Source organism: Roseomonas nitratireducens (genome assembly GCF_017813355.1).
Taxonomy (GTDB): Bacteria; Pseudomonadota; Alphaproteobacteria; order Acetobacterales; family Acetobacteraceae; genus Neoroseomonas; species Neoroseomonas nitratireducens.
The window spans coordinates 19,421-37,524 of record NZ_JAGIYZ010000009.1; the positions used below are offsets into that span (position 1 = coordinate 19,421).

At 68.7% G+C, this 18,104-nt stretch carries 16 protein-coding genes; 9 read left to right on the forward strand and 7 right to left on the reverse strand.

Translation table 11 applies throughout. From position 1 onward, the window contains the following. Positions 1–5: 5 nt before the first annotated feature. The 4 genes from J5Y09_RS10575 to J5Y09_RS10590 are packed head-to-tail and all read right to left on the reverse strand — an operon-like array spanning position 6 to position 4,442. The gene (locus J5Y09_RS10575; protein WP_209351733.1) at positions 6–899 is read right to left on the reverse strand and encodes a branched-chain amino acid ABC transporter permease; all 894 of its coding nucleotides are present in this window, start codon (positions 897–899) and stop codon (positions 6–8) included. Then, complete coding sequence (locus tag J5Y09_RS10580; RefSeq protein WP_209351734.1) at positions 900–2,810, reverse strand: AMP-binding protein; 1,911 nt, start codon at positions 2,808–2,810, stop codon at positions 900–902. Next, complete coding sequence (locus tag J5Y09_RS10585; protein ID WP_432761236.1) at positions 2,807–3,754, reverse strand: ABC transporter ATP-binding protein; 948 nt, start codon at positions 3,752–3,754, stop codon at positions 2,807–2,809. The genes J5Y09_RS10580 and J5Y09_RS10585 overlap by 4 nt, the downstream gene beginning before the upstream one ends. Further along, positions 3,696–4,442, reverse strand: coding sequence for a glycerophosphodiester phosphodiesterase (locus J5Y09_RS10590; protein ID WP_245217025.1), 747 nt, complete (start codon positions 4,440–4,442; stop codon positions 3,696–3,698). The genes J5Y09_RS10585 and J5Y09_RS10590 overlap by 59 nt, the downstream gene beginning before the upstream one ends. Positions 4,443–4,588: 146 nt before the next feature. On the opposite strand from J5Y09_RS10590, the gene J5Y09_RS10595 reads away from it, so the two are divergent. The 9 genes from J5Y09_RS10595 (at position 4,589) to J5Y09_RS10635 (ending at position 15,583) form a co-directional block, all read left to right on the forward strand. Continuing rightward, positions 4,589–5,647, forward strand: a complete 1,059-nt coding sequence (locus tag J5Y09_RS10595; protein WP_245217026.1) for a TRAP transporter substrate-binding protein — start codon at positions 4,589–4,591, stop codon at positions 5,645–5,647. A gap of 2 nt (positions 5,648–5,649) precedes the next feature. Continuing rightward, a complete protein-coding gene (locus tag J5Y09_RS10600) occupies positions 5,650–8,553 on the forward strand; it encodes an ATP-binding protein (protein ID WP_209351735.1) in 2,904 nt (967 codons plus the stop codon). A gap of 78 nt (positions 8,554–8,631) precedes the next feature. Continuing rightward, the gene (locus J5Y09_RS10605) at positions 8,632–9,507 is read left to right on the forward strand and encodes an alpha/beta fold hydrolase (protein WP_209351736.1); all 876 of its coding nucleotides are present in this window, start codon (positions 8,632–8,634) and stop codon (positions 9,505–9,507) included. Continuing rightward, positions 9,504–10,388 carry a DMT family transporter gene (locus tag J5Y09_RS10610; RefSeq protein WP_342451452.1) on the forward strand — a complete coding sequence of 295 codons (885 nt, stop codon included), beginning with the start codon at positions 9,504–9,506 and terminating at the stop codon, positions 10,386–10,388. The genes J5Y09_RS10605 and J5Y09_RS10610 overlap by 4 nt, the downstream gene beginning before the upstream one ends. Before the next feature lie 79 nt (positions 10,389–10,467). Then, on the forward strand, positions 10,468–11,250 hold the full coding sequence (locus J5Y09_RS10615) for a class II aldolase/adducin family protein (RefSeq protein ID WP_209351737.1): 783 nt from the start codon (positions 10,468–10,470) through the stop codon (positions 11,248–11,250). Between the two features lies 1 nt (position 11,251). After that, the gene (locus J5Y09_RS10620) at positions 11,252–12,214 is read left to right on the forward strand and encodes a Bug family tripartite tricarboxylate transporter substrate binding protein (RefSeq protein ID WP_209351738.1); all 963 of its coding nucleotides are present in this window, start codon (positions 11,252–11,254) and stop codon (positions 12,212–12,214) included. A 25-nt stretch (positions 12,215–12,239) separates the two neighbouring features. Next, complete coding sequence (locus J5Y09_RS10625; protein ID WP_209351739.1) at positions 12,240–13,124, forward strand: MBL fold metallo-hydrolase; 885 nt, start codon at positions 12,240–12,242, stop codon at positions 13,122–13,124. A 64-nt stretch (positions 13,125–13,188) separates the two neighbouring features. Further along, on the forward strand, positions 13,189–14,364 hold the full coding sequence (locus tag J5Y09_RS10630) for an acyl-CoA dehydrogenase family protein (RefSeq protein WP_209351740.1): 1,176 nt from the start codon (positions 13,189–13,191) through the stop codon (positions 14,362–14,364). Between the two features lie 4 nt (positions 14,365–14,368). Beyond that, complete coding sequence (locus J5Y09_RS10635; protein ID WP_342451453.1) at positions 14,369–15,583, forward strand: CaiB/BaiF CoA transferase family protein; 1,215 nt, start codon at positions 14,369–14,371, stop codon at positions 15,581–15,583. On the opposite strand, the gene J5Y09_RS10640 is transcribed toward J5Y09_RS10635, so the two are convergent. The 3 genes from J5Y09_RS10640 to J5Y09_RS10650 are packed head-to-tail and all read right to left on the reverse strand — an operon-like array spanning position 15,570 to position 18,043. Then, on the reverse strand, positions 15,570–16,388 hold the full coding sequence (locus tag J5Y09_RS10640) for an enoyl-CoA hydratase-related protein (protein WP_245217027.1): 819 nt from the start codon (positions 16,386–16,388) through the stop codon (positions 15,570–15,572). The genes J5Y09_RS10635 and J5Y09_RS10640 overlap by 14 nt on opposite strands. A gap of 7 nt (positions 16,389–16,395) precedes the next feature. Beyond that, a complete protein-coding gene (locus tag J5Y09_RS10645; RefSeq protein WP_209351742.1) occupies positions 16,396–17,241 on the reverse strand; it encodes an SDR family oxidoreductase in 846 nt (281 codons plus the stop codon). Position 17,242: 1 nt separating this feature from the next. Then, positions 17,243–18,043, reverse strand: coding sequence for a crotonase/enoyl-CoA hydratase family protein (locus tag J5Y09_RS10650; RefSeq protein ID WP_209351743.1), 801 nt, complete (start codon positions 18,041–18,043; stop codon positions 17,243–17,245). Between the last annotated feature and the right edge of the window lie 61 nt (positions 18,044–18,104).

Genomic DNA, 18,104 nt, shown 5'->3' on the forward strand with positions numbered 1-18,104 from the left:
CGCGCTCAGACCCGCTCGATGTTGCGCGTGCCGAAAAGCCCGTAGGGCTTGATCAGCAGGATCAGGATCAGCGCGTAGAACGGCGCGATCTGGTACATGTTTCCCCAGTTCAGCCACTGCGCATCGACGTACTGCGCCACGTTCTCGAGCACGCCTACGATCAATCCGCCGAGCACGGCGCCCACGATAGAATCGAGCCCGCCCACGATGACCGCCGGGAATACCTTGATCCCGTAGAAGGACAGGGCCGAGGAAACGCCGTTCACGACACCCACCACCACGCCCGCAACGGCCGAAACGACCGCCGAGATCGCCCAGGACATCGCGAACACCCGCGGGACGGATACGCCGAGGGACTGCGCGACCTGCTGGTCGAAGGCAGTCGCCCGCATGGCGAGCCCATGCTTCGAATAGGTGAAGAACCACCAGAAGCCGAGCATGATGAAAGCGGAGACGCCGAGGCTTGCGACATAGACCGATTGGACCTCGAGGCCGAGGAGGCTGACGCGTTCGACCGAGAAGATAGGCGGGAAGGGCTGCGCGAAGACGCCGAACATCCACTTCACCAAGGCCTGGAAGAAGATCGAAAGACCGACCGTCGCCATGATGACGCTGATCACCGGTTCGCCGATCAGTGGCCGCAGGACGATGATCTGGAGAAGCACGCCGAACACCGTCATGAAGGCCAGCGTCAGCAGGAAGCCCGCCCAGAAGGGCAATTGCCAGTTCGTCAGCAGCCACCAGCACGCCCAGGCGCCGACCAGCAGGAACTCGCCCTGCGCGAAGTTCACGACCTGCGACGCCTTGTAGATCAGGACGAAGGACATCGCGACGACGCCATAGAGCGCGCCGACGACGAGACCGTTCAGCACGAGCTGGAACAGCAGGGTCCATTCCATTCAGGCGTTCTCCGCGAGGGCCGGCGCGGAATGCGCCGGCCGCGCTTCCATGCGAGCCACAGGCAGAACGGTGCGGATCCGCTGCTTCGTGCCGTCCTGGAACGCGATGGTGGTGTCGATCGGGATGGCGTCGTCGCCGGCATAGATCGCGTCAATGATCGCGCCATACTTGGCATTGATGACGCCGCGCCTGACCTTGCGCGTGCGCGTCAATTCCTCGTCATCCGCGTCGAGCTCCTTGTAGAGCAGGACAAACTCGCGGACACGCTGCGCGGGCGGCAGGGAAGCGTTCACCTTGCCCACTTCCTCCCGGATCTTGGCAATCACCTCGGGCCTGGCCGAAAGATCCGAATAGGTGGTGAAGGCGATCCGCTTCTGCTCGGCCCATTTGCTGACGATGGGGAAGCGGATGCAGATGATCGCGGCGAGGTGCGGGCGCTCATGGCCGAGGACAACGGCCTCCGCCACGAAGGGGCTGAACTTCAGCTTGTTCTCGATGAATTGCGGGGAGAAGCGATCGCCAACGCTCGTCGTCGCGATGTCCTTGACGCGGTCGATGACGACCAGTTGCCCATCCTCGTTGAAGTAGCCTGCATCGCCGGTGTGCAGCCAGCCATCGCGCAGGTCCGGGTTCTCCTCGACGCCAAGGTAGCCGACGAACATGTTGGGATGGCGCGTGACGAGTTCTCCGACGCCATTCGCATCGGGCTGGTCGATCCGGATGTCGATCTCCTTGCCGAAGGGAACGCCGACGGTATCGAAGTCAACCGCATCGGGCCGGTGGGTCGTATAAGCCCCGAGAAGTTCTGTCTGGCCGTAGATCTGGCGAAGCGGCACGCCGAGCGCCTGGAAGAAGCGGAAGGTGTCGGGGCCGAGCGCAGCACCGCCGGTCGCCGCCGATGTCAGGCGGGTAAAGCCCAGCCGGTCACGCAAAGCCCGGAACAGCAGGGCATCGGCGACCATGGAACGTCCCCCGCGTTCGAGCGCGGCCAGCCCCATCCGCATACCGGCCGAAAAGGCCCGCTGCTTGAACGGGGAGGCATCCATCACCTTCGCCCGCACCTCGGCGGCAATCCCTTCCCATACCCGCGGGGCGAACAGCACGAAGGTCGGCGCGATCTCCCGGAAGTCGGCCATCATCGTCTCGGGTTCCTCGACGAAGTTCACCTTCATCCGGGCGATCAGGCCCCAGCCGAGGACGTACATCTGTTCCATGATCCAGGGCAGCGGCAGGACCGAGACGTACTCATCCCCGGGCCCCTTCGGATCCGCATCGAGATAGGTCCGGCAATGCCTGACGAGCGCGCCGGAGGTCAGCATGGCGAGCTTGGGCCGCGCCGTGGTCCCCGAGGTGGTGCACAGAATCGCCACCGCCTCCGGGTCCATCGCCGCGAGCAGCGCGTCGTAATTGGCTGGATCCTCGTTGGCGCCAAGCTTGATCAGCACATCAATGGAGATCAGGCGCGGATCATCGAGCTTTCGCATGCCGCGCGGATCGCTGAAGACGATGTGCCGCAGACCCGGCAGGCGGTCAGCGGCGGAGAGGAGTTTGTCGACCTGCTCCTCATCCTCCGCGAACACCACGCTGGCGCCGGCATGGGACAGCAGATAGGCGACCTCGTCCTCCAGCGCGTCGCGGTACACGCCGAGGGTTCGGCAGCCAAGGGCGTGCGCCGCGATTTCTCCCATCACCCAATCCGGCCGATTGTCGCCGATCAGCGCGACCACCTCGCCCGCCTGGATGCCGAGGCGCTGCAGGCCAAGTGCGAGCAGGCGCGTGCGCGTGTGGTACTCGGCCCAGGTGAAACTCCGCCAGATACCGAACTGCTTCTCCCGCAGCGCCACATCGCCGCCATGCAGCGCAGCATTCTGCGCGAGCAGGTGCGGCAAGGTGTCCTTCAGCCCGTTCACCCGTCGATCTCCGCGGGGCTCACCGCCGCATCCGCCTCGCCGAGATAGGCGCTTCGGACCTGCGGGTGGGCCATGACCTGTTCCGGCAACCCCTCGGCGATCTTGCGGCCGAAATCGAGCACCATGACGCGGTGGCTGATATCCATGACCACGCCCATGTCGTGCTCGATCATCAGGACCGTCATGCCCCATTCCTGATTCAGGTCGATGATGAAGCGGGCCATGTCCTCCTTCTCCTCGAGGTTCATGCCGGCCATGGGCTCGTCGAGCAGGATCAGGCTCGGCTTCAGCGCCACGGCGCGCGCCAGTTCCACCCGCTTGCGCAAACCGTAGGAGAGGGTTCCGGCGATCGCCTTGCGGACATGCTGGATCTCGAGGAAATCGATGATCTCCTCCACCTCACGCCGATGCGCGAGCTCCTCGCGCTGCGCACCACCGAACCAATAGGCCATGCCGCGAACGAAGCCCGCGCGCAGGAGGTGGTGCCGGCCGACCATGATGTTGTCGAGCACCGTCATGTGACCGAAGAGCGCGAGGTTCTGGAAGGTCCGCCCGATCCCGAGCGCCGCGCGCCGATTGGGGCGCAGCGGCGTGACGTCGCGTCCCTCGAACAGGATTCGTCCCTCGGTCGGCCGGTAGCGACCGGAGATGCAGTTGACCATGGAGGTCTTGCCCGCGCCGTTCGGTCCGATGATCGAGAAGATCTCGCCGCGCTGCACGGCAAAGGACACTTCGGTCAGGGCACGAACGCCGCCGAAGCGCAGGCTGACGCGCTCCACCTCGAGAACGGCCGTCTCGGCACTCAATTGGCGCGCCCCCCATGCTTCTTCTTGAGTCGAGGTTAGGTGGAGGCCCCCCGCCGTTGCAACCCGGATACGCGCCTCGTCAACCGCGCAGTTCGATCGCGAGCGGCGGATCGTCCGTTGCCAGGAGGTCGATGCCAAGACCGAGCATCCGCCGGATCGACGGCGCGTGATTCGCGCCCCACACCGATATGCCGAGCCCAGCCGCGCGAAGGACGCCGCAGATCTCGGCGTCGAGCACCGATTCATGCACGCCGATCTCGGGAAAGCCGTAGGAGGTCGCGACGGCCACGGCGCCGCGCACGCCGAGCGCCCGGAGCGTGGCCGATTCCAGCAGCCAGGCGACGCCAGCCAGGCCGCCGAGCGCCACCGCGTCGGCCATGGTCGGCGCATCGAAACCGATGATCCAGGCCTGCCGGCGCATGCCCGCCCGGTCCAGCTCGGCCAGAACCCGGTTAACGAGCCCCGGATAGGGCTGCCCTGAGCCATCATCCTTGATCTCGACGCGCGGCGCGACATCGGAGCCGGCCAGCGTCGCCAGCATGTCGGACAGCAAAGGCACCGTCTCTCCGCCGCCGCCCCGCAGGCGCAACCGTCGGAGTTCGTCGGCCGTCCTGGCGGCGACCCGCCCACGCCCCTCCGTGGTCCGTTCGAGGGTGGCGTCGTGGATGACCACCGCCTCCCCGTCCGAGGAGGCGTGGACGTCACACTCTGCCTGCTCGAGCGCGAGGCCGGCGGTTGCACGAAAGGCGACAAGCCCGTTCTCGGGCCAGAGAAACGCCCCGCCGCGGTGGCTTGCAATGGCGGTTCGGCGGGCGGGCATCGTCATGTCGGCTGTGTCCCATCGGCGGTTGGCCCCCCAGGGCAGGGTCGGGCCGGACAAAGTTTCTTAATGGTGAGCGTGAGACAGTTCGCGTAAAGGTAGCAAGACGCCTTCACAAATACCCGCAGGAGGCAGGAGTGGTTGGAGGGGCCTTGAGGCACCTGGCAATTTGGACGATTTGCGCGCTCGGGTTGATGGGCAGCCCGAGCGTCGTGGCGCAGCCGAGCCCCGAGGCGCCCATACGCATCAAGATTGTCGGCGGCCTCGCGGACGTAAGCCAATACGTTCGCTACGAGGAGCCGTTCTGGCGCCGGCGCCTGCCGGAGGTCTCGGGCAATCGGATCCAGGCCGAAATCGCTCCCTTCGACCGCAGCGGCATCCGCGCGCAGGAAATGCTCGCGTTGATGCGGCTCGGCGTCGTGCCCTTCGGCACCGCACTGCTTGCGGTGGTCAGCGCCGACGAGCCCGAGTTCAACGCGGTCGACCTGCCGACGGTGAATCCCGACATGGCGGCCCTCCGGCGGACCGTTGGCCTCTACCGCCCTCACCTCGAGGCCGTGCTCGCCGAACGTTACGATGTGGAACTGCTGGCGGTCTACACCTATCCCGCGCAGGTCATCTTCTGCCGCAATGCATTCGCGGGACTTTCGGACCTAGCCGGCCGCCGGATCCGCACATCGTCCGTCGGGCAATCCGAGATGTTTGCCGCGCTCGGCGCAACGCCCGTGGTGATACCCTTCGGCGAGACGCTTGCCGCCATGCGGTCGGGCGTCGTCGAATGCGCCGTGACGGGAACCCTCTCTGCGAATGCAATCGGGCTGCATGAGATCACGACGCACATGCACGGCATGGCCGTCACCTGGGGCCTTTCCGTCTTCGGGGCGAACCGTGCTGCCTGGAATGCGTTGCCGGATTGGGCGCGCGCGATGATCAGGCAGGAACTCGCCGGGCTTGAGCGCCAGATCTGGGAAGCCGCCGAAGTCGAGACCGGTGAGGGCGTCGCCTGCAATTCGGGCCAGCCGGCCTGTGCCTCGGGACGCCGCGGAACGATGACGGTGGTTCCCGTCACCCCGGCGGACCAGCAGCGCCGCCTGCGACTGCTGACGGAAACCGTGCTCCCGGGATGGGTCCGGCGCTGCGGCGAGCCCTGCGTCGACGCCTGGAACACGCGCCTCGCGCCAGAACTCGGCGTCACCGCCCGCCTCGACTGACGATGCAGAACACGCTCTTCCTTCGTCGCTCCATCTTCATCGGCGCCATGGTCCTGCTGCTCGCGCAGACCGCGGCCACGCTGATGATCATCGGCCGGGCGAGGGAAGCGCAGATCCGCGCGGCGGAGGAGACCGTCGAGCGCATCGGGCTGGCGACGGAAGCCTCCATCAACCGGGCCTTCGTGCAGGTGGATGCCATGCTCGCGGGCCTGCCCGCACTGCTGGCCCATTTCGCCCAGGACGGGCGCATGGACATCGCCGTGCTGAACCGCGTCCTGCGCCAGTTCAACAACCAGAACTTCACCTATCGCGACATCCTGCTGCTCGGCCCCAACGGACTTCCCGTCGCGACGGCCCTGCCGGTGTCCCGGCGCCGCCGGCTGCCCCTGCCGGTCGAGACCGGATTCTCGGAACTGGCGGAACGGGGCGGCGGCGTGTCGATCGGCGGGCCGGTGCAAAATCCCTCGACCGGCGAATGGACGCTGTTTTTCGCGCGCAACGTGACCGTCGTGGGCATCGGGCCGGTCCTTGCCGTCGCGGAAGTTCCCGTTCCTTCCGTTCGCGCCCTGCTCTCCGCCGCCGGCGAGCCGGACGGCGTGCGCACGACGCTCGAGCGCGACGACGGCGTGCTCCTGACCTCGGTTCCACATGACGAGACCCGCATCGGCCAGCGGATCGAGCCACCGGCGCGGCAGTTGGCGACCAACTCGCGGGCGACGCTGACCACCAGCCGCTTCTCCGGCCGCTCCGTCTTCGCCTCGGTCCGGCCCACGCTGTATCCGACGCTGTTCATCACCACGACATTCGAGGTCGATGCCGCCCTGTCCAGTTGGTACCGCGACAGGGTTCGCGCCTTCACCGTCTCCAGCATCCTCGGCATCGTCATCATCGGGGTCGCCCTCGCGCTGATGGTGATCCTGCGCCAGCGCGACAAGGCGGAGGCCGAGCGCGCCCGCGCGCGGCTGACGCTGGAGAACGCGCTAGAATCGATGTCGGACGGCTTCGTCATGTTCGACGCCGACGACCGCCTGACCGCCTGCAACGGCCGGTACCGCGACTTCTACAAGATCAGCGCGCCGTTCATTCAGCCCGGGGCACGCTTCGAAGACATCATGCGCGAAGGCGCGAAGCGCGGGCAGTATCCGCAGGCGGGTGGAGACATCGAGGCCTTCGTCACCGAGAGCAAGGCCTTCCACCTGGGGGACCAGCCGCCGATGGAGCGGCTGCTTCCCGACGGGCGCTGGGTCCTGATCACGGAACGGCGCACGCCCGATGGCGGCACGGTCGGCATCCGGACCGACATCACGGCGCTCAAGCGCGCAATGCACGAGCTTGCCACCGCACGCGATGCCGCCGCGGCCGCGGGCGAGGCGAAGAGCCGCTTCCTCGCCCGCGTGTCGCATGAGCTTCGCACGCCGCTCAACGGCGTGCTCGGCTTCGCGCAGGTGCTCCTGCAGGATCCCAGGCTGCAGCCGGAACAGCGCGAGCAGGTGAAGACTCTGCACGAGGCCGGGCGCCATCTGCTCGACCTGGTGAACGGCCTCCTCGACCTGTCGAAGATCGAAGCCGGCCGCCTCGACCTCGCGCCGCGTCCCGTCGCGCTCCAGCCGCTGCTCGATGGCTGCGCGACGCTGCTGGCGCCGGAGGTCGCGCGCAAGGCGCTGTCCTTCCACCAGGACGTGGATCCTGCGCTGCCGGAGGCCGCGGAGCTCGACCCCACGCGCGTACGCCAGCTCCTGCTGAACCTCCTGTCGAATGCGGTGAAGTTCACGCCGCCCGGCGGCCGTGTGGACCTTCGAGTCCGGCGGCCGGAGGAAGGGCTGCTCCGGATCGAGGTGCAGGATACCGGGCCCGGCGTGCCGGCCGACAAGCGCCATCTGCTGTTCGAGGATTTCGTCCAGCTGGCCCCGCAGACCTCCGCGGAACCTCAGGGTACGGGTCTTGGCCTCGCCATCTCCGCGCGGCTCGCTGCGCTCATGGGCGGCAGGATCGGCTGCGAGGCGCCGGCCGCCGGTGGCGCCTTGTTCTGGGTCGAGATCCCCCTTCAGGAGACATCGTTGCCCCTGCCTGAGGACGACAGCCCGCCGGCAATCACGGCGCAGGACGCGCAGGACGGCGCTTCGCTGCGCCTGCTTGTCGTCGACGACGTCGCGGCGAACCGCCAGATCGCCCAGGCAATGCTGGAAAGCGCCGGGCACAGGGTGGAAACCTCACCGGATGGCGCGGCCGCCATCTCCGCCCTCGCCCGCGGCGCGTTCGACGCTGTCCTGATGGACCTTCAGATGCCCGGCATGGACGGGTTCGAAACCACGCGACGCATTCGCTCCCTCGACGCGCCGGCCCGCGACGTTCCCGTCATCGCGCTGACCGCGTCCGCCCTGCCGGAGCAGGTCGAGGCGACACGGCGCGCGGGCATGGACGCGCATCTTTCGAAGCCGCTCGACCGGGCTGCGCTGCTTGGTCTTCTGCGACGCCTTCCGGCGCGCCGCATTGCCGAGGATCCACCCATGCCCGAGCCCGCGCCCCCGTATCTCGACGGCACCGCGCTCGACGTCCTCGAGCGCGAGCTGGGCCATGCGGCGCACGGAATCCTGGCCGAATTCGTCGGGGAAGTGCGACGCGCCCTGTCTCTGCTGACGAATGCGTCGCAGGCCGAGAAGGCAGATGCCGGGCATGTGCAGCACGCGGCGCATCGTCTGGTGGGCGCAGCGCGCACGCTCGGGGCGACACGGCTCGCAGACAGTGCACTCGCGCTGCAACGCGCCGCGAGCGGCGGCGATCCCTCGCCGGACCTCCAGGCGGAGGTCATTTCCATTGCTCGCGCCACGCTGCCGGCCCTGGAGCAGCGCCTTGGGGTCGAGAGCGTCGCGGCCGCCGCACCGCTGCAGACGGCTGGCGCGGCCTGATCATCGCGGCGGAGACGGGTGGACCGTCCCCGGACGACGACTAGGATGCTGCCGGACGGCATGGGAGTTCCGGGCAGAATGATCGAAGGCGTGTGGCGTGCGAATGATGCGCGCGAAGAACCCCACGCGGATTTGCGCGTCATCGCCGCGGAGGCTCGCGTCACTGAGACCGCCTGTGGTGACGGCGCCATGGTCTGGCGCGCCTGGGGCTCGGGCCGGCCGCTCGTCCTGCTGCACGGCGGCTCGGGGTCCTGGCGGCATTGGGCCAGGAACATCCCGTTCTTCGCGGCGACGCGCCGGGTCATCTGCCCCGATCTGCCTGGCCTTGGCGACAGCGACATGCCGCCGATGCCAGCCTCGCCCGAAAGCATCGCGGAGATCCTGCGGGCTGGCCTCGGCCAGATCCTGCCCCAGAGCGGATACGATCTTGTCGGCTTTTCCTTCGGGGCCCTGTGCGCCGGCCACCTCGCCGCGATCGACACAGACCGCTGCGTTTCCCTCACGATCGTCGGCGCGGGCGCGCTTGGCTTCCCGCGCAGCCCCACCGAACTCGTGAAGGTCCGCGCCCTGGAGGGCGCGGAGCGCGAGGCCGCGAACCGGCACAATCTCGCGGCGCTCATGATCGCCGATGCGTCACGGATCGACGAGGTGGCGCTCGCGATGCAGGACCTCCACACGCGGCGTGCCCGCTTCAAGAGCCGCGGCTGGGCAGGGACCGACTCCCTCCGCCAGGCGATCCTGCGCGGCCGTGCACCACTCGGCGCGATCTACGGCGAACAGGACGCCATCGCCCGCCCGCATGTCGGCCTTCGGATCGATCTGGTGAGGGAGATGCGTCAGGGCGCGCGGACCTCGACCATCCCGGGCGCAGGCCACTGGGTGGCCTATGAAGCTGCCGACGCGTTCAATGCCGCCCTATCGCGGATCCTCGCGCGCGACGGCGGCACCTCGTGACGGGTGGCGGGCAGCGCCCGACACGGTCCGCGACGCTGCGCGGCATGGGCTTCATGGCGCTGGCCGGTTTTCTCTTCTGCCTGCTGAACACCATCGCCCGCAGCCTCGCGCAGGACCTCGACCCATTCCAGACGCAATTCCTCAGGTATCTTGCCGGCCTCGTGGTCCTGCTGCCATTCATGATGCGCACGGGGCTCGCGGCATGGCGGCCGCACGACCTCAAGGGACAGGGCTGGCGCGGGCTGGTGCACACCGCCGGGCTGTTGATGTGGTTCTGGGCCCTGCCACATGTCCCGCTGGCGGACATGACGGCGATAGGCTTCACGGGGCCCATCTTCATCATGGCGGGCGCCGTTCTGTTCCTCGGGGAACCGATGGTGCGCGCGCGCTGGATCGCCGCGGCCTTCGGTTTCGTCGGCGTCGGCATCGTGGTCGCGCCGCAATTCACCGGCACGGGCGGCGGTACCTGGACGCTCGTCATGCTCGCCTCCGCGCCGCTATTCGCGGCGTCGTTCCTGATCACCAAGGCCCTCACGCGGCGCGACCGGCCGGAAGTGATCGTCGCCTGGCAGGCCATCACCGTATCCGTCTTCACGCTGCCCTTCGCACTCGCGGGCTGGACCTGGCCGACCGCCGGGCAATGGGGTTGGTTCCTATTGACCGGGCTGCTCGGCAGCGCCGGGCACTGGTGCCTGACAGAGGCGTTCCGGCTGACCGACATGTCGGCCACCCAACCGGTCAAGTTCATTGACATGGTCTGGGCGTCCTTCCTCGGCTGGGTCGTCTTCGCGGAAGTGCCCGCCACGACGACCTTCGCCGGCGCGGCGGTCATCTTCGCCGCGACGACGTGGATCGCCCGCAGGGAAGCCCGCGCCCGCTGACCCTAGTCTTGCGCGTTGGGGGCGTCCGTCGGATCGTTCCCCGGAAGCCGCCGTTCCAAGAGGCGGCGCGGAGGGACCCATGACCACCATCGGACCACTCAAGATCGCACCGATCCGTGGCTCGGTGAGCGAGGCGGAATGGCATGCGCGGCTCGACCTCGCGGCCTGCTACCGGCTCTGCGAGCACTTCGGCATGTCGGACATGATCTATACGCACATCAGCGCGCGCGTGCCCGACAGCCCCAACCACTTCCTGATCAACCCGAACGGGCTCTTCTTCGGGGAGATCACCGCCTCCTCGCTGCTCAAGGTGAGCATGGAGGGCGAGATCCTCTATCGCCCCGATCTGCCCTATGGGCTGCACCCGGCGGGGTTCACGATCCACAGCGCGCTGTATCGCGCTCGCGCCGACGTCATGGCGGCGATGCACACCCACACCATCGCGGGCATGGCGGTCAGCGCGTTGAAGTGCGGGCTCCTGCCGCTGACGCAGACGGCGACGCGCTTCCATGGCCGGATCGCCTACCACGACTTCCGTGGCCCCGAGCGCGACCCGGCGGAGCGGGATGCGCTGGCGACCTCCCTCGGCAGCCTCAACTACTGCATCCTGCGCAACCATGGCCTGCTGACGGTGGGCGAGAGCATGCCGGAAGCCTTCATCGCCATGTGGGGCCTGGAACGCGCATGCCAGGCGCAGCTGCAGGCGATGGCCTGCAATACCGAGCTCGAGATCCCGAGCCCCGAAGTGGTGGCGAAGTCCTGCGCCATGTATGCACCCGGCGCCTCCCGTCGCTACGGCCCGCTCGAGTGGCAAGGATTGCTGCGCCGGATCGACGCCATCGACCCCTCCTGGAGGGAGTGACGTGCGCCGACGCCAACTCGCCGCGCTTGGCGTTGGCTTCGGCATGCCGTGCGTCGCGCGTGCGCAGGATGCCTGGCCAAGCCGCCCGATCCGCCTCGTGATCCCGTTCGCCGCCGGAGGTCCGATCGACACGGTCGGACGGCTGATCGGCGAGAGGCTTCGCGACAGGCTCGGCCAGCCCTTCATCATCGAGAACCGGACCGGCGCCGGCGGGTCGATCGGGCTGCGTGGCGTCGTCCAGTCGCCGCCGGACGGCTACACCTTCGTGCTGACCTCGTCCTCGCTGGCGATCCTGCCGGCGATCTACGCCAATCTCGGTTTCGACCCGCGCACCGATCTCGCGCCCGTCTCGCTGGTGGCGGAGATCGCGACGACCATCGTCGTCCGCGCGGACCACCGCTTCGCATCCCTGCAGGCGCTGGTCGAGGAGGCGCGCGCGAAACCCGGCACGGTCACCTACGGCACGTCCGGGATCGGCTCATCGAATCATCTCTCGGGCGCCATGCTGGCGGCGACCGCGCGGATCGACATCGTGCACGTGCCCTATCGTGGCGCAGCACAGGCGATGAACGCGCTCTATTCCCGCGATATCGACCTCGTCTTCGCCAGCACCGTGGAGACCTTGTCTCATGCGCGGGAAGGTCGCGCGCGCATCCTTGCCGTGACGACGGCGCGGCCCATCCCGGCGCTGCCGGACGTCCCCACGGCCACGGAGGCCGTGCCCGGCTACATCGCGCCGAACTGGTTCGCCATCGCCGCGCCCAAGGGCCTGCCGGCACCGATCCTTGATCGCCTGTCGGCCGAACTCGCCGCGCTGCGCACCGATCCGGATTTCCGGTCACGCTTCGAACGGCTCGGCGCGGAACCGCAGATGAGCGCGCCCGGCGTCCTTGCCGCGCGCCTCGCCGAGGATGTGCCGACATGGCAGCGCGTTGCCGCCACCGCCGGTATCCGCCCCGAATGACCACCCCGACCTGAACGGAGCCTCCATGCGCAAACTCACCATCGGCGACGTCACCATCACCAGCATCATCGAGCGCGACGGCCCCTGGCGCGCGCCGGAGGCGATGTTCCCCAAGGCCGCGGCCGCGCCCGGCCTGCTGGCCGAGCGGCTGAAGGAGGTCGAGCCCGAGACCTTCGACGCAGCCTCCGGCAAGATGGTGATCACGTACCAGACCTATGTCGTGCGCACGCCGCACCACACCATCCTGGTCGATACCTGCACAGGTGAGGACAAGGGCTATCCCGCGCCCATGGACTTCCCGAAGCAGCCCTGGCTCGATGGCCTGAGGGCGGAGGGCCTGGCCTTCGAGGACATCGACTACGTCCTTTGCACCCATCTCCACATCGACCACTCCGGCTGGAACACGGTGCTGCGGGACGGTCGCTGGGTCCCGACGTTCCCACGCGCGAAGTATGTCTTCCACAAGCGCGAATATGCCGCATGGGAGGAAACGACCAAGGCCGCGGTCGAGCGCCCGGGCGGGGGCGGCAACGTCTTCCGCTTCAACTGCGAACCGGTCGTCGCCGCCGGCCAGGCCCTGCTGGTGGATGATGATTTCCAGCTCGACGATCGCATCACGCTGGAGCCGACACCCGGCCACTCGCCCTGCCATTGCTGCGTGCATATCCGCAGCGGTGGCCAGCACGCGGTCATTACGGGCGACCTGATGCATCACGCGCTGCAGGTGCACCAGCCGGACTGGTCGACGGTCTTCTGCTGGGATCCGGCCGAGGCCGAAACCAGCCGCCGGCGCTTCTTCGGTTCGGTGGCGGACACGGACACGCGGGTGTTGCCCATCCATTTCCCGAACCCGTCGGTAGGTCGCGTCGAGGCCCAGGGCGACCGGTTCCGCTGGCGCTACATGCGCTGACGCAGACCTGCTTGACGCCGCCCGCCACGGGTGGTGGGTATCCCCAAGACCGGAGGATCGCATCATGGACCACAACCAGACCCTCGCCACCAGCGAGGAAACCCGCATGCTGCAGGATCTGGTGGCGAAGTTCGTGGAACGCGACCTCATGCCGCTCGAGCCCGCGGTGCTGAAGCGGGAAGCGACCGGCGGCGGCTTCAAGCTGAGCGAGGAGGAGGAGGCGAAGCTGCTGGCGCGCTGCCAGGAGCTCGGCCTCTGGGGCCTCGACGTGCCGGAGGAGTTCGGCGGCGCCAACCTGCCGCTGATCTCGCTCGCGGCGGCCGAGGAGGAGATGGCGCGCGCCTGCGTGCCCTTCACCATCCCGCCCGACAGCCCGAACCTGCACATGATGCTCTCGGTGGCGAGCCCGATGCAGCGGGCGAAGTACCTCGACCCCTACGCGCGCGGCGAGCAGCGCTCGGCCATGGCGATCAGCGAGCCCGGCGCCGGCGGCGATCCCGCGGGCATGACGACGCGCGCCGTGCGCGACGGCGACGATTGGGTCATCAACGGACGCAAGATCTGGGTCTCCAACGTCCCACGCGCAGACTTCATCATCCTCATGGCGCGCACCGGGGACGGCAAGCGCCAGGACGGCATCACCGCCTTCATCGTCGAAAAGGGCACGCCCGGCTTCGTCATCGAGCGCGAGATCCCGATGCTCGGGGGCCGCCGCACCTACGAGCTGGTCTTCGAGGATTGCCGCGTGCCGCATGAGAACGTGCTCGGCGAGCTCGGCCGCGGCTATGCGCCGATGCAGCTGCGGCTGAACGTGCGCCGGATGCAGATGGGTGCGCGCTGCGTCGGCATGGCGCGACGGGCACTCGAGATGATGACCGAGCAGGCACAGAACCGCGTGACCTGGGGCGTGCGCCTTGCCGACCGTCAGGCGATCCAGTGGTTCGCGGCGGACGCCGCGATGGAGATGCATGCCTGCCGGCTCATGGTGCAGGACCTCGCCGCGAAGCTCGACGCGGGCGCGGATGTCCGCATGGAGGCCTCCATCCTGAAGGTGCGCGCGACGGAAATGGCGCAGAGCGTACTCGACAACGCGATGCAGACCTGGGGCGCGATGGGCGTCACCAAGGAACTCCCGCTGCAGCTGATGCACCAGCAGGTACGCCTGATGCGCGTCTATGAAGGCCCGTCCGAGGTGCACCGCAGCGCCATCGGCCGGCGAATCCTGGGCGGAAAGGTCTGAAGCCGTGGCGCGGCCGCTCGAGGGCATCCTTGTCCTCGACCTCGGGCACATCTACCAGGCGCCCTATGCGGGCTTCCTGATGGCCATGGCAGGCGCGACCGTCATCAAGGTCGAGCCGCCGACGGGGGAGCCGTTGCGTCGCCGCGCCATGGTCGCCGGCGGCTCAGTGCCGATGGCGATGCTGAATTCGAACAAGAAGGGCCTTTCGCTCGACCTCAAGACGCCGGCAGGCCGCGACGTGTTCCTGCGGCTGGTCGACCGGGCCGATGTCGTCATCGAGAATTTTTCGCCCGGCGTGATGGATCGGCTCGGGCTCGGTCACGCCGCACTGCGCGCGCGCAATCCGCGCCTGATCTACGCGGCCGGATCCGGCTACGGCCAGACGGGGCCGGACAAGGATCGGCTGGCGATGGACCTCACGGTCCAGGCCGCGGTTGGTATCATGCACACCACCGGCTACCCGGACGGCCCGCCCACCAAGGCCGGTCCGACCGTCTGCGACTTTCTCGGCGGCACGCATCTCTACGGCGCGATCATGACGGCACTGTTCGCGCGCGAACGCAGCGGCAAGGGCGCCTTCGTCGAGGTGGCGATGCAGGATGCCGCCTATTCGACGCTGGCCTCCGCGCTCGGAATGCATTTCGGCGGCATGCTGAAGGATGTGCCGCCGCGCACGGGCAACAGCCATGCCGGCCTCGCCATGGCGCCCTACAATGTCTACCCGGCCTCGGACGGGTGGATCGCGATCATCGTCGTCACCGAAGGCCATTGGGACCGCCTGCTCCGCGCCATGGGGCAGGAGGCACTGGTCGGTGACGCCCGCTTCCGCAGCAACCCGGATCGCGTGAAGCACATGGAGGAGGTTGATCGGCTCGTCACTGCCTGGACCTCGGCCCATACGCGGGCGCAACTCGAAGCCCTGACGCGCGAGCATGGCGTCCCGGCAGCCCCGGTCCGGACGCTCGAGGAAGTGCTGAACGACCCCGGGATGCATGAGCGCGGCATGCTCCGCTGGGTCGATCACCCGGAGGTCGGCCGCGTCGTGCTGCCCGCGACGCCGCTGCGCATCGAGGACGCGCCGCCGCCGCCCTTCGAGGCGAGCCCCTTCCTCAACCAGCACGAGGCCGAGGTGCTCGGCGGCATCCTGGGGATGGACGAGGCGGAACGCGAAGCGGCCCGCGCGGCCGGCGGCCTGGGTCCGCGCTTCAGCGACCGGTGAAGTTGGGGCGGCGCTTCTCCAGGAACGCGGTTGCGCCTTCCCGCCGGTCCTCGGTGCCGATCGTCGCCGCCTGTTCCTGCTCGGCCATTTCGATCGCCTCCGACAGCGTCTGCAAGGGCGCGAGCGCAAGCTGGCGGCGGATGATGCGGAGCGACCGCGGCGAGCAGTTCTCCGCAATCTCGGCGGCATAGGCCCGCACGGCGGGAAGAAATCCCTCGCTCGGCAGCACGCGCACGAGGCCCATGGACGCCGCCTCCTCCGCCGTCACGGTCCTGCCGGACAGAAGGAGATCGGCTGCGTTCATGGGTCCGATCAGGCGCGGCAGCAGCCAGGCGGACCCGTGTTCTGCGATCAGTCCTCTCCGCGGGAAGGCGCAGGCGAGCCGCGCGCCAGCCACCATGAATCGCAGGTCGCAGTACAACGTGACCGCGAGCCCGACGCCCGCGACCGCGCCATTGATCGCGGCGATCACCGGCTTTCCGATGTTCAGGATGTAGGAATAGCGGCGCGACAGATCCTCAGCGGGTGGTGGCCCGCCCGGCGGAGGCGTGACGCCCGCGAAGCGCGGCCGGTCCGGCTTGCGGCCCGCAATGCCGGTCACGTCGGCGCCGACGCAGAAGGTGCCGCCCGCCCCCGTCAGGATGATGACGCGCACGGACGCATCGTCGGCAGCAAGGCCGAGGGCCTCGCGCACCTCGGCCTCGGTTTCCGGCGACCAGGCGTTGCGCTTCTGCGGACGGTTCAGCGTGATGGTCGCGATCGCGTCCGTGACGTCATAGGCGATCTCGGCGAAGGCCATCGCCATGTCCTCCTCAGCGCGCGGGCGTGCGCGCCCGCTGCGCGGCCCATTCCTCGTCGGTCCAGTCCAGCATCTCCTGCGCGCCGGCGCGCGCACCGCCAAGCAACCGCCGCCCGCCATCCGCAACGACGCATTCGCCCGTGATGTAGCCGCCATGGTCCGAGACCAGGAAGGCGGCGAGATCGGTGAGTTCATCGTGCCGCCCCGCGCGCCGCAGCGGCACGCCGCCATGCTCGACACCGCCCGGACGCAGCCGGGCGAGCGCGGCCTCGGTCGGGAAGGTCCCAGGTGCGATCGCCACCAGCCGGATGCCGCGCGGCCCCCACTCGACGGCGAGGCTCTGGGTCATCGCGAGCAGTCCGGCCTTCGCCATGGCGGAAGGCGCGGTGAAGGCACCGCCCTGCAGCGCAGAAAGCGTCAGGATCGACAGCACGACGCCAGGCTCGCCCGCATCGATCCACCGCCGTCCGCAGCCGATCGTGCAATAGGCCGCCCCATGCAGCGTCGTGCCGAGCACCGCGTCGATCGCGCGTGACGACAGGCGGTGCGTCTGCGCGAGAAAATTCGCCGCCGCGTTGTTCACCAGGATATCCGCCGCACCATCGCGCCAGACATCGTCCAGCATCGCCTCGACGGCGGAGGCATTGCGGATGTCGCAGGGGTGGGTCGTAACCTGCGCGCCCGGGATCTCCGCGCGGAAAGCCTCCGCGGTCCCCTCGAGCACCGCAGCTCGCCGCCCGCAGATGGCGAGCGACGCGCCGAGTTCGAGGAAACGCTTGCCGATGCTGCGACCAAGGCCCGTGCCACCGCCGGTCACCAGCGCGCGGCGTCCGGCGAGCAGCCCGGGCGCGAAGGCCATTTCAGGCGCCCTTGTAAGTCGGCTTGCGCTTTTCCCGCATCGCCGCGAGCGCCTCCTTGTGGTCGTCCGTGGTGTGCGCCACGGCCTGCATGGCGGACGACATCTCGAGCACCGTGTCGAGCCGGTTGTTCCACGCCTCCCGCAGCAGGCGTCGGGCCATGCGCACGGCCTGCGGTGGATTGGCGGCGATGCGGGCGGCAAGGGCCCTCGCCGCCGGGATCAACTCGGCATCGGGCACGACGCGGGAGACGAGCCCCGCCGCCAGGGCTTCCTGCGCGGTGAGGGAATCTCCCGTCAGCGCCATCTCGGATGCGCGGGCGAAGCCGACGATCCGCGGCAGCAGCCAGGCGCCGCCATCGCCGGGGATAATGCCGAGCTTGACGAAGGACTCCGCGAAGCGCGCGCTCTCGGCGGCGATGCGTAGGTCGCACATGCAGGTGAGATCGAGCCCAGCACCCATGGCCGGGCCGTTCACCGCCGCGATCACCGGCATTTCGAGCTGCTCGAGCAGGCGCGGGATGCGCTGGATGCCCCAGCGATAATATCCGCGCGCCTGGGCCGGCGTGCGTTCCTTGGGGCCGCTCGCCGCCTCGCCCATCCGGCGGACATTGCCGCCAGCACAAAAGGCGGTGCCCGCGCCGGTCAGGATGGCGACGCGGACCTCCTGGCCCGCATCCAGCTCCGACAAGGTGTCGAGCAGCGCGTCCTGCATCTCCGGATCGAGCGGGTTGCGCGACTCCGCCCGGTTCATGGTGAGGAGGGCGATCCCATCCTCGATCTCGACCTTCAGCGGCGCGTCCATCGGCGTCTCCCCCGTATCAGGGCGCGGAGGATGGAGCCCCGGGCCGGCAGCGTCCAGACGG